Annotated in this window: 12 protein-coding genes and 1 tRNA gene; 12 read left to right on the forward strand and 1 reads right to left on the reverse strand. The window is 33.7% G+C overall.

Annotation, left to right across the window (positions count from 1 at the left end; translation table 11 throughout):
- The first annotated feature begins 17 nt into the window (after positions 1–17).
- From hisS to FLACOL7796_RS15850, 12 genes are all read left to right on the forward strand, one after another.
- Positions 18–1,445 carry a histidine--tRNA ligase gene (gene hisS / locus FLACOL7796_RS15795; protein WP_173971699.1) on the forward strand — a complete coding sequence of 476 codons (1,428 nt, stop codon included), beginning with the start codon at positions 18–20 and terminating at the stop codon, positions 1,443–1,445.
- Between the two features lie 624 nt (positions 1,446–2,069).
- Positions 2,070–2,140 (forward strand) — tRNA-Trp (locus tag FLACOL7796_RS15800).
- Positions 2,141–2,607: 467 nt separating this feature from the next.
- A complete protein-coding gene (locus FLACOL7796_RS15805; protein WP_173971700.1) occupies positions 2,608–3,186 on the forward strand; it encodes a nucleotide exchange factor GrpE in 579 nt (192 codons plus the stop codon).
- 79 nt (positions 3,187–3,265) lie between these two features.
- On the forward strand, positions 3,266–4,378 hold the full coding sequence (dnaJ, locus tag FLACOL7796_RS15810) for a molecular chaperone DnaJ (RefSeq protein ID WP_173971701.1): 1,113 nt from the start codon (positions 3,266–3,268) through the stop codon (positions 4,376–4,378).
- Between the two features lie 162 nt (positions 4,379–4,540).
- Positions 4,541–5,470, forward strand: a complete 930-nt coding sequence (locus FLACOL7796_RS15815) for an ABC transporter ATP-binding protein (RefSeq protein ID WP_173971702.1) — start codon at positions 4,541–4,543, stop codon at positions 5,468–5,470.
- A 78-nt stretch (positions 5,471–5,548) separates the two neighbouring features.
- Entirely contained in the window at positions 5,549–6,865 is a 1,317-nt protein-coding gene (locus FLACOL7796_RS15820; protein ID WP_173971703.1) for an ABC transporter permease, read from the forward strand.
- 205 nt (positions 6,866–7,070) lie between these two features.
- Positions 7,071–8,234 (forward strand): sigma-54-dependent transcriptional regulator, encoded by a 1,164-nt coding sequence (locus FLACOL7796_RS15825; RefSeq protein WP_173971704.1) that lies wholly within the window; start codon positions 7,071–7,073, stop codon positions 8,232–8,234.
- Between the two features lie 46 nt (positions 8,235–8,280).
- Positions 8,281–8,946: a DEAD/DEAH box helicase gene (locus FLACOL7796_RS15830; RefSeq protein ID WP_173971705.1), complete on the forward strand. Its 666-nt coding sequence runs from the start codon at positions 8,281–8,283 to the stop codon at positions 8,944–8,946.
- An 82-nt stretch (positions 8,947–9,028) separates the two neighbouring features.
- Positions 9,029–9,844, forward strand: a complete 816-nt coding sequence (locus FLACOL7796_RS15835) for an alpha/beta hydrolase (protein WP_173971706.1) — start codon at positions 9,029–9,031, stop codon at positions 9,842–9,844.
- 31 nt (positions 9,845–9,875) lie between these two features.
- Positions 9,876–10,094: a putative signal transducing protein gene (locus tag FLACOL7796_RS15840; protein ID WP_072961853.1), complete on the forward strand. Its 219-nt coding sequence runs from the start codon at positions 9,876–9,878 to the stop codon at positions 10,092–10,094.
- A gap of 85 nt (positions 10,095–10,179) precedes the next feature.
- On the forward strand, positions 10,180–10,983 hold the full coding sequence (locus tag FLACOL7796_RS15845; RefSeq protein WP_173971707.1) for a Cof-type HAD-IIB family hydrolase: 804 nt from the start codon (positions 10,180–10,182) through the stop codon (positions 10,981–10,983).
- Between the two features lie 12 nt (positions 10,984–10,995).
- Entirely contained in the window at positions 10,996–11,523 is a 528-nt protein-coding gene (locus tag FLACOL7796_RS15850) for a GNAT family N-acetyltransferase (protein WP_173971708.1), read from the forward strand.
- A gap of 99 nt (positions 11,524–11,622) precedes the next feature.
- Here FLACOL7796_RS15850 and FLACOL7796_RS15855 read toward each other — a convergent pair whose 3' ends face one another.
- The gene (locus tag FLACOL7796_RS15855) at positions 11,623–12,141 is read right to left on the reverse strand and encodes a hypothetical protein (protein ID WP_173971709.1); all 519 of its coding nucleotides are present in this window, start codon (positions 12,139–12,141) and stop codon (positions 11,623–11,625) included.
- Positions 12,142–12,329 lie beyond the last annotated feature (188 nt).

The raw sequence follows: 12,329 nt of genomic DNA on the forward strand, positions 1-12,329 counted from the left end.
AATCTAAAATCAGAAAGATGGCTTCAAAACCAAGCATACCACAAGGAACAAGAGATTTTTCGCCAGCAGAGGTGTCAAAACGTCAATATATTATTCAGACTATAAAAAATAATTTCGAAAAATTTGGTTTTCAGCCGATTGAAACTCCTTCGTTTGAAAATTCAGATACCTTAATGGGTAAATATGGAGAAGAAGGTGATCGTTTGATTTTTAAAATATTGAATTCGGGTAATTTTTTCTTCAATAAGAATAAAATTGAATTGCCGGAATCTTTGGAGTCTCTGCAAGTTAATTCGGCCGAAACAATTAGTCTTGATCAAAGAATTGAGCTGAATAAATTTACAGGAAAAATTTCGGAGAAAGCTTTACGTTACGATTTAACCGTTCCGTTTGCGAGATATGTGGTACAACACCAAAACGAAATTGAGTTTCCTTTTAAAAGATATCAAATTCAACCAGTTTGGAGAGCTGACAGACCGCAAAGAGGACGTTACAGAGAGTTTTACCAATGTGATGCTGATGTTGTAGGGTCGAAATCATTGTGGCAGGAAGTAGAATTGGTACAATTGTATGATACTGTTTTTACGTCTTTAGGTTTAGAAGGTGTTACGATTAAAATCAATAACAGAAAAATATTATCGGGAATTGCCGAAGTAATTGGCGCATCTGATAAATTGATCGATTTTACGGTGGCTCTTGATAAGCTGGATAAAATTGGTGAAGATGGTGTGAAAAAAGAAATGATTGAAAAAGGTATTGCTGAAGAGGCTTTGGTGAAAGTTCAGCCGCTTTTTAACTTTTCAGGAACGTTTGCAGATAAAATCAGTCAACTTTCAGATTTATTAGCGGAATCTGAAGAAGGAATGAAAGGAGTAGAGGAATTGAAATTTATTTGTGACAATGTGGCAACTTTAGGTTTGGCAACTGCAACTTTAGATCTTGATGTAACGCTTGCTCGTGGATTAAACTATTATACCGGAGCTATTTTTGAAGTAGCGGCGCCAAAAACTGTTTCGATGGGTTCTATTGGCGGCGGCGGTAGATATGATGACTTAACTGGTATTTTTGGTTTGAAAAATATGAGTGGTGTTGGAATTTCTTTCGGTCTAGATCGTATTTATTTGGTTCTTGAAGAATTGCAATTATTCCCGGAAACTGTTGCTGCAACATCAAAAGCATTGTTTATCAATTACGGAGATGCTGAGGCTTTATATGCGTCGCAAGCTATTCAGAAATTAAGACAAGAAAATATAAAAGTAGAATTGTATCCTGATAATGTAAAAGTGGGGAAACAGTTTCAGTACGCAGATAAACGCTTGATTCCGTTTGCAGTAATTGCCGGAGAACAGGAGATTGCAGCAAATTCATATTCGCTTAAAAATTTGGTTTCAGGAGAACAAATCTCTGTTGATTTTGAGGGGTTGAAAGCTGCTTTATTGGCTTAAGCTTATCTTGTTCGTGGCGGAATTAACCGCAAAGGACGCAAAGGTTTTTTTGCCACAGATTACACGGATTAAAAAGATTTTTTTGTTTTATTCGTGAATTTGGGACAGGATTAACCACAAAGGGCGCTAAGATTTAATTTTACTTTACGCATAGAAAACACAAAGTTCGCAAAGCTATCAACACACAGCTTTGCGAACTTTGTGTTTTTATTAAACCATAACTTTAAAAATCTTAGCGCCCTTTGCGGTTAATTTCGCAAAGTTTTGAGTTTGTTGCTGATGAATAATTCGTGAATTCGTGGCAGATTAATTATAAGTGTTTTAAGATTTAATTTTACTTTACACTTATAAAGCACAAAGTTCGCAAAGCTATATCGACACATCTCAATAGCTATCGGGATTGCGAATTTTGTGTTTTTATTAAACCATAGCTTTAGAAATCTTAGCATTCTTTGCGGTTAATTTTGCAAAGTTGTCGTTCTGATAAAAAAAATGTAAGTTCTGCAAAGCTTTGGGGATGATTGTGTTACTGAATTGTTAGCGTTTGTCAGCTTAAATCTTTTTTAAATTTGCATAAAATAGTTGGTGAGAAAGAAAAAAAAGCACTTAATTTGCGACCAAGTTACGGGCGTAGTTCAAGGGTAGAATAGCGGTCTCCAAAACCGTTGATGGGGGTTCGAATCCCTCCGCCCGTGCAATAAGATTTAATTTTTACCGCAAAGAGTGCAAGGAATTAATCTAAGATATTTTCAAAAAAAAAGAAAAGGTTCGCAAAGCTAAATCAAAAGAAGCTTGCGAACTTTTTCGTTTTAAAATCCAGGACTAAAAATCTTAATTTTCTTAACGGTAATTTTTTTGTCAAAAAGCATAAAAAAAAGCTTCGTCTGAAATAGGCGAAGCTTTTTTTAATATAAGGTAAAGTTGAATTAATAATTATTTATAAAGCCGAAGCTAACCCTTAAATTCAATTTTGATTGGTGATAATTTAATTTCCAATTTTGGAACTCAAATTTACTATAAACTAAAACTTAATAGTCTTAAAATTATACTAAATTTCATTCGTTCGTTTTAGATTTTTAATAGTCTCATTTTTAATAAAGTGACAATTTGACATTTTCTAAGATTTGGCAGTACTTTTGCAATCCAACAGAAAGAATAAAAAATGAAGTTTAAGAATATTTTTAAAAATAAAAGTAATATGACTACGGAAAATACAGAGTTCGATCAGGAATTAGATGATGTAACGTTAGAGAACAATGCAAACGGTGAACAATTAATTGTTGAAGAATTAAGTGTTGAAGAGCAATTGGCTCAAGACCTTGCAAAAGAAAAAGATAAATTCTTGAGATTATTTGCTGAATTTGAAAATTACAAAAAAAGAACTTCAAAAGAGCGTATCGATTTGTTTAAAACTGCAAACCAGGATGTTTTAGTAGCAATGCTGCCTGTTTTAGATGATTTTGACAGAGCGATTGTAGAAATCAACAAATCTGAAGATGAAAACCTTAAAAAAGGTGTGGAGTTGATTCATGAAAAATTGAAAAATACTTTGGTTTCTAAAGGTTTAGAGCAAATTGAAGTAAGAGCAGGTGATGCTTTTAATGCTGATTTTGCTGAGGCAATTACCCAAATTCCAGCTCCGTCTGAAAAATTAAAAGGGAAAATTGTTGATGTTATTGAAAAAGGATACAAATTAGGAGACAAAATTATTCGTTACCCTAAAGTTGTTACCGGAAACTAAAAAATGCAAATAAAATGTTTTGAAGTTCAGGAGTTTAATAACTGAAGTTTAAAATTTAAGATTTGGAATTTATTCAATTATGAAAAAAGATTTTTACGAAATACTTGGCATTTCAAAAAATGCTGACGCTGCTGAAATTAAAAAAGCGTACCGAAAAAGCGCATTGAAATATCACCCGGATAAAAATCCAGGCGACAAAGAGGCAGAAGAAAACTTTAAATTAGCTGCAGAAGCTTATGAAGTTTTAAGCGATCCTAACAAAAAAGCAAAATACGATCAATACGGACACCAGGCTTTTGATGGTTCTGGAGGTTTTGGTGGTGGCCATGGTGGTATGAATATGGATGACATTTTCAGCCAATTTGGTGATATTTTTGGAGGCGGATTTGGCGGTTTCGGTGGAGGCGGAGGCGGTGGCCCTCGTCGTGCTAAAGGAAGTAATCTTCGAATTAAAGTAAAACTGACTTTAGAAGAAATTGCAAATGGTGTTGAGAAAAAAGTAAAAGTAAAACGTAAAGTTCAGGCTAAAGGAGTAACATACAAAACATGTTCTACTTGTAATGGTCAGGGGCAGGTAATGCGTGTAACGAATACTATTTTAGGAAGAATGCAATCTGCGTCAACTTGTCCTACTTGTGGCGGTTCTGGTCAGATTTTAGATAAAAGACCATCTGAAGCAGATGCTCAGGGAATGGTTCAGGAAGATGAAACAGTATCAATCAAAATTCCTGCTGGAGTTGTTGATGGTATGCAACTGAAAGTTTCTAATAAAGGAAACGATGCTCCGGGAAATAGTATTCCGGGAGATTTAATTGTAGCTATCGAAGAATTAGAGCACGAATTCCTGAAACGTGAAGGTGAAAACGTTCATTATGATTTGTATATCAGTTTCCCTGAAGCAGTTTTAGGAGTTTCTAAAGATATCGAAGCAATCAACGGAAAAGTTCGTATTAAATTAGAAGAAGGAATTCAATCCGGAAAAATCTTAAGATTAAAAGGAAAAGGTATTCCAAGTATAAACGGTTACGGAAGCGGAGATTTATTGGTTCACGTAAATGTATGGACACCAAAAACGTTGAATAAAGAGCAAAAACAATTTTTTGAAAATGCTTTAACTGACGATCATTTTATTCCGAGCCCTGAAAAATCAGAAAAATCATTTTTTGAGAAAGTAAAAGATATGTTTTCATAAACTAAACTTTTCAAAAAAGAGCATATAAATTTTAAAACCCATTCTAATGCAAATTTAGAATGGGTTTTTTGCGTAATTATACAAAGATTCGCTTCGAATTATTTACTTTTACAGGCTGTTGATCATAATGATCAAACTGAAGCAGAAAATCTTAAATATAGCATGAGCAACTTACTCGAAGTACATAAAGTCGTAAAACAATACGGTGATTATGTAGCGCTTAACGAAGTTTCATTAAATGTACCAAAAGGCAGTATTTATGGCCTGTTAGGACCTAATGGAGCCGGAAAAACTTCTCTTATCCGAATCATCAATCAAATTACTTTACCAGATAGTGGTGAAATAATTCTTGATGGAGAAAAATTGCAGCCCAAACACGTGCAGACTATTGGTTATCTTCCTGAAGAAAGAGGATTGTATACTTCTATGAAAGTAGGAGAGCAATGTTTGTATTTGGCACAAATGAAAGGACTTACTAAAGCCGAAGCAAAAGTGCAGTTAGAATACTGGTTTGACCGTTTAGGGATTCAGGGTTGGTGGAATAAAAAGATTCAGGAACTTTCTAAAGGAATGGCGCAAAAAATTCAGTTTGTGGTTTGTGTATTGCATAAGCCCAAATTATTGATTTTTGATGAGCCTTTCTCCGGATTTGATCCTGTAAATGCAAATGTGATCAAAGATGAAATTTTGGCATTAAAAGAACAAGGTGCAACAATTATCTTTTCTACACATCGAATGGAAAGCGTTGAAGAGCTTTGTGATCATATTGCCTTAATTCATAAATCGAATAAATTAATCGAAGGAAAACTTAGCGATGTAAAACGTCAGTTTAGAACCAATAGTTTTGAGGTGGGAATTCTGACCGATAATGTCGAAGGTTTAATGTACGATATCACACAAAAGTTTACCGTTTCGCCGGCCAATTTTAAATCATTAAATGATGATTTAAAATTAGATATTCAGATTGGTAATGCAACACCAAATGAGTTATTGAATATCTTAACACAACGCGGACAAGTAACACATTTCGTGGAAAAAATACCGAGTGTAAACGATATTTTTATTCAAACAGTAACTGAAAACAAAAATTAAAATTTCAAAAAATAAATTCCAAATTCCAATGTGAGAGCGATCCAAATTGGAATTTGGAATTTGAAAATTAATATATTTATGAGCATCATTTCGTTGATTATAAAAAGAGAGTTTATTGCAAAAGTTCGTAATAAATCTTTTGTTGTCATGACTTTCTTAAGTCCGTTATTGTTTGTCGCAATAGCTGGATTTATTGGGTATTTGAGTTCGATGAAAGCCGAAACGAAACGTATCGCAATTCATGACGAAACTGGTTTATTTGCTAATGATTTTGTAAAACAGAATAAAAAAGATGCAGCGTTTAAATATCTCAATTTATCTGAAATTGACACTAAAGCATTAAAAGACAGTATCACCAATGAAAGTTTTGACGGTTTAATTGTCATCCCAAAAACAAATAATCTAAGAGATTTAGAAAGTAAAATTGAGTTTATTTCGAATAATAGTCCGAGTATTTCTTTTATCGAAAAAACGCAGGATGTTATTGCAGATAAAATTACCAAAATTAATCTCGATGCAGCAAAACTGGATACTTTAGCAATTCAAAAAGCACAATCGGCAGTTAACATTCATTTGATAAAAGCTTCTGGGGAAGAAAGTCTAAAAGGTTTAAATGAGATTAAAATAGGTATTGGCGGAGCATTTGGTTATTTGATCATGATGTTTATTATCATCTACGGAAATATGGTAATGCGAAGCGTGATCGAAGAAAAAACAAACCGAATCATTGAAATCATTATTTCATCGGTAAAACCATTTCAGTTAATGATTGGTAAAATCATCGGAACATCGCTTGCGGGATTATTACAATTTATGATCTGGGCCATTATTGGTTTGGGATTAATGTATGCAGCTTCGGCATTTTTTGGGGTAAATGTTGGTCCAACGGCCAGAATTTCGCCAGAATTAATGCAGTCAGCCCAACAAGAAATGTCAGGAACGGCTCAAATGTATATTAGCGAATTATGGAATTTGCCTATTGCCAGTATTATCATTGGTTTCGTAATTTATTTTATAGGAGGATACTTTTTATACAGTTCATTTTATGCAGCAATTGGAGCAGCGGTTGACAATCAAACCGATTCTCAACAATTTCTTTTGCCTATTTTAATGCCGCTTATTTTAAGTGTTTACATCGGATTTTTTACTGTTGTCAATGATCCACACGGAACCATTGCAGTTGTATTTTCTATGATTCCGCTTACATCGCCAATCGTAATGTTAATGCGACTTCCGTTTGGAGTGCCGTGGTGGCAAATTGCAATTTCGGTATCATTATTGTTTGCTACGTTTTTCCTTGTTGTCTGGTTCGCTGCAAAAATTTACCGAATTGGTATCTTGATGTACGGCAAAAAACCAACCTGGAAGGAATTGTATAAATGGCTTAAATATTAGTTTTTATAGTTGCAAAGGTTCAGAGAGACAAAGGCTCAAAGGTTTTTTGGATATCAGAACTTATGTAATTTGGAACAAAGTACTTTAAGAATTATACAAAGAGTATTAAAAAGAATATAATAATATAGGTTAAAAGGTGCAGTAACGACGAAGATTTAAAACTTTGTACCTCTGAACCTTTGCAACTTTGAACCTTAGAAAAAAAATGAGCAAAATACTAATTATAGAAGACGAAGCATCGATCAGAAGAGTTTTGGTGAAAATCTTATCAGAAGAAAATGATACGTATCAGGTAGATGAAGCAGAGGATGGAGTTGCTGGTTTGGAAAAAATAAAAAACAACGATTACGATTTGGTTTTGTGCGATATCAAAATGCCAAAAATGGACGGTGTTGAGGTTTTAGAAGAAGCAAAAAAAATTAAGCCTGAAATTCCTATGGTAATGATTTCTGGTCATGGCGATATGGAAACTGCAATTCATACCATGCGTTTAGGCGCTTTTGATTATATCTCAAAACCACCTGATTTAAATCGTTTACTAAATACAGTTCGTAATGCTTTAGATAAAAAACAACTTGTAGTTGAAAATAAAATCCTAAAGAAAAAAGTTAGCAAGAATTACGAAATGATAGGTGAAAGTGAATCAATTAATCATATTAAAATGATGATTGATAAAGTAGCTCAAACTGAAGCCAGAGTTTTGATTACGGGACCAAACGGAACCGGAAAGGAATTAGTAGCACACCAATTACATGAAAAAAGCGAACGTGCCAATTTTCCGTTAGTTGAAGTAAACTGCGCGGCGATTCCAAGTGAATTAATTGAAAGTGAATTGTTCGGTCACGTAAAAGGCGCTTTTACATCAGCTGTAAAAGATCGTGCAGGAAAGTTTGAAGCAGCAGATAAAGGAACTATTTTCTTAGATGAAATTGGTGATATGAGTCTTTCGGCGCAAGCCAAAGTATTGAGAGCTTTGCAGGAAAGTATGATTACGAGGGTTGGAGCTGAAAAAGATATTAAAGTCGATGTTCGTGTTGTGGCTGCAACCAATAAAGATTTGAAAACTGAAATCGCCGAAGGCCGTTTCCGTGAAGATTTGTACCATCGTTTGGCTGTAATTTTAATTAAAGTTCCGCCATTAAACGAACGACGTGATGATATCCCGGCTTTGGTCAGACATTTTGCTGAAAAAATTGCGTCAGAACAAGGAAACGTGGTGAAGGTATTTTCGGCGCAAGCCATAAAATTATTGCAGGAATACGACTGGACAGGAAACATCCGTGAACTTCGAAATGTAGTTGAAAGATTAATCATTTTAGGAGGAAGCGAAATTTCTGAAACAGACGTAACAATGTTTGCAAGCAAATAGTGATTTTAGAATCTAAATTCTAAAATCATAAATCTAAAATTAGAATATGAAACTAAAAAAAATAAACGAAAAATTACAAGACGCTTTAATCGAAAATGGTTTAACTGAGGCAAATGTTTTGCAGCAGGAAACTTTTTCGACGATAAAAAGTGGTGCAGATTGCATTATTCTTTCTCCGGCAGGAAGCGGAAAATCGACTACAATTGTATTAAATGTTATTCAGCAATTGTCAGGTCATACAGAAGAATCTCCACGTGCTTTAATTTTTGTTGAAGATAAAGCCAAAGTGTTAGAAATGGAAGCGCTTTTCGAGAAGTACGGAAAATATTCTAATCTTGAAGTTTACGGTGTACACGATAAAGGCGATATGGATTATGATAAAAACTATATTTCGACAGGAATTGATGTTTTAATTGGTACGCCAAATAAACTGAGCGATATGTTTACGACCGCAGGTTATAATGTAAACCGCTTGAAAATGTTTATTATTGATGATGCAGATCCTATCTTAAAATTACGTCATGAAACTAAAATCATGCGTATTTCGAACAGTATCACAAAAACGCAACGTATTATTTTTGCTGAAACATTGACAGAACGTATCGAAATTTTGGCTGATAAAATGATGCTTGAGCCTTATTTGTTTGATATGGATGAAGAAGGTGAAGAAGAACTTGATGAGGAAGAAGACGATATTCAGGAAGAGGAATAAAAGTGGCAGTTTTTAGTCGCAGTCGCAGTCACAGTCTCAGTCTGAAAACTGTGACTGCGACTGAAAACTAAAAAAGTAATCTATGGAAATATTAAAAACACTTAAGTTTTTGACAATTGTGCTTCTCGCATTTTTTGTTGTTATTTATGTGCTAATTGTTTCCTATGTTTATTTTAATCAGGTCGGAATGGTTTTTCAAAGTGCGAAACTTCCGCAAGATTATCAGTTCGACTATCAGCAGAAATTTGAGGAACTAAATATAGAATCGTTTGATGGTGTAAAATTAAACGGATTACTATTTAAATCTGAAAATTCTAAAGGTCTAGTTTTTTATCTTCATGGAAATGCCGGGACATTAGAAACCTGGGGTAAAATGGCTAAAATTTATACTAATTTAGGATATGACATTTTTATTTTAGATTATAGAGGTTTTGGTAAAAGTGAAGGAGAAATAAAGAATGAAGAACAATTAAATAAGGATGTTTCGATAGCGTATAAAACATTAGCTAAAAGATATCCCGAAAATAAAATTATTATAGCAGGTTATTCAATAGGTTCCGGGCTTGCAACAATTTTGACTTCGCAGCAGCATCCAAAAGCTTTAATATTGCAATCGGCTTATTTTAGTTTTACAGAATTATCGAGCAGTAAAGTTCGGTTTTTTCCTGATTTTCTAAAAAAGTTTCATTTGGAAACTTTTAGATATCTGCCAAAAGTAAAAGCGCCAATTTATATTTTTCATGGAATCGATGATGAATTAATTTCCTGCTCAAATTCAGTTCGATTAAATAAGCTGTTAGATTTTAAAGGACATTTTTATGCTTTAAAAGATCAGGGACATATTGGTATGAATGAAAACAATGATTTTCAAAAACAGCTGCAAATAATATTACAATAGAGAATTCAAATAATTACAAAAATAGAATGTTATGGGATTAATGAAAGTATATTCAGGAAGTGAAGTTTTGGCACTTGCTTTACAAGAAAGACTAGAAGAAGCAGGAGTAGAAACAACTAAAAAAGATAATATTCAATCTGCTCGTTTAGGAGGTTTTGGACAATCTGATTTAGCGGTTGAGGTATTTATTCAGGAAACAGATTTTGCAAAAGCAAATCCTGTTATTGAAGAATTCAGAATGAGTATCTAGATATAGTAAATAGTCGCAGTATTCAGTGGCAGTGATCAGTTTTAGTACTGTAAACTGTGACTGCGACTGAAAACTCAAAAAAAACATGCAATATAAAATGCTAGTGCTCGACATGGATGATACCTTGTTGACAGACGATCATAAAATTTCAGATTTAAATAAAAAAGTGCTTCTCGAAGCACAGGCAAAAGGAGTTCATGTAGTTTTGGCTTCTGGTCGCCCAACATCAGCAATGACAGCTTATGCTAAAGAATTGCAACTTGATTTATACGACTCTTATATTATTTCCTTTAACGGAGCTATAATCAGCACGGTAAAAGATGATCTTGTTTTGTTTGAACAATCACTAACTCCGGAACAAATTCATGATTTATACGATTATAGTGTAAAAATGAAAACGCACATCATTACCTATATTGATGGCGAAATTGTAAGCGAAACCGATTCGGAATACATCGACATCGAAAAAGAAATTACGGGATTACCACACAATAAAGTTCCAGATTTTAAAGCAGCAGTTACTAAACCTGCTGTAAAATGTATTTTATTGGCAGAACGTTCTTATTTAAAAGAAGTCGAAGCTGACTTAAAAGCCACTATGCCTCATTTGAGTGTCGCAATGTCTAAACCTTTCTTTTTAGAGGCTGCTCAAAACGGAATTGATAAAGCGGCGAGTTTAAAACTTCTGGCCGAAAAGCTATACATTCATCAAAGCGAAATTATTGCCGTAGGAAACGCAGGAAACGATCTTACTATGATAGAATATGCCGGACTTGGAGTTTGGGTTGATAATGTAACGCCAGAATTGCGTGACAAAGCTGATCTTATTGTAGCCTCAAATAATAATGACGGAGTTGCCGAAGTAGTGCAGCGTTTTATTCTAAACTAAATTGTTTTTGAGATGAAAGAACCAATAGAAACCGACCGTTTACTTTTAAGAGAATTGCTTTTTTCAGATGTTGATGGATTATTCGAATTAGAATCTAATCCAAATGTGCATTTGTTTGTAGGGAATAAACCAGTTACTCGTATTGATGAATGTCGCGCTTATGTTGAGTTTATTCATCAGCAATATAAAGATTTTGGCACAGGGCGCTGGGCAGTAATCTTAAAAGAAACCAATGAATTTTTAGGATGGTCCGGAATAAAATTCATTACAAATGAAATCAATAATCATAAAGATTTTTATGAAATTGGATATCGTTTCATCGAAAAACATTGGGGAAAAGGATATGCTACCGAAGCCGGAAAAGCTTTTATAGATTATGCTTTTAATGAAATGAAAGTAGATGCATTGTATGCTTACGCAGATGCAGGAAATGAAAACTCAAGAAAAATTCTGGAAAAGCTTGGTTTGCGCTATGTGAATTCTTTTGAATATGAAGGAGAACTGGAAGTTTGGTACGAGTTAAAAAATCCAAACCTATAAATACCTAAGAAATGCGTTCTAAATCTTTGTAATCTTATCTCGTTAAGAATTACAAAGATTTAGAAAACAGCTCGTAGATTCTAATATTTACTATTAGAATTATTTTTTAGCTACAGAAACAAAATATTTATTTCCGTCACCCATTGTTAGTTTTACACGCTCGTCGCAAAGATCGATTGCAAAATTGGCACTTTCGTAACAAGTACAAGTAGTGTTTTTGTCTTTAGACATTTCAGTTTTACAATTGTTGTTTTTAAAAGTCGACAATTGTGGTGTATACAAACTTACTAAATCAGTAGAAGCCGTAACTAATGAAATAATACTTGCTGAATTATTATTAGTAATTCTATAAACAATTCTATCAGTATAATTTACCTCATTTACCGTTACTTTACGAATATAAGTGTAAGCTGTTGAGCCTTCACTCGGTTCTTTAACTTCAAATTTAAATCCAACCGCACGAATTGCAATATCAAATTGAGATTGAGAGTTTAAGCTCGCCCAAGTTGTCAATGTACTAATAGAAGGAAATGGATTAGCAGCTGGAGCAGCAGTTTGCGCTTGCGAGCTAAAAATGGTTAAGAACATCAAGCAGATTGTGGGTAAAAATGCTTTCATATGGATTTTTAATTTATAATTTTCGCCTACTCTTTCTGGTTTTCGGCCTTCCCATTTTTTATAACAACAAAACAACAACATAACGAGGGAAAATCAAAATTGTTATGCCGATTTATTGTTTAAATAATATAATTTTTACGCACTGTTTTTATAGCAGGTGAAATTAGTTTTTATCAACGAATTAAACA

This window comes from Flavobacterium bizetiae (assembly GCF_902804475.1).
GTDB classification, from domain to species: Bacteria; Bacteroidota; Bacteroidia; order Flavobacteriales; family Flavobacteriaceae; genus Flavobacterium; species Flavobacterium bizetiae.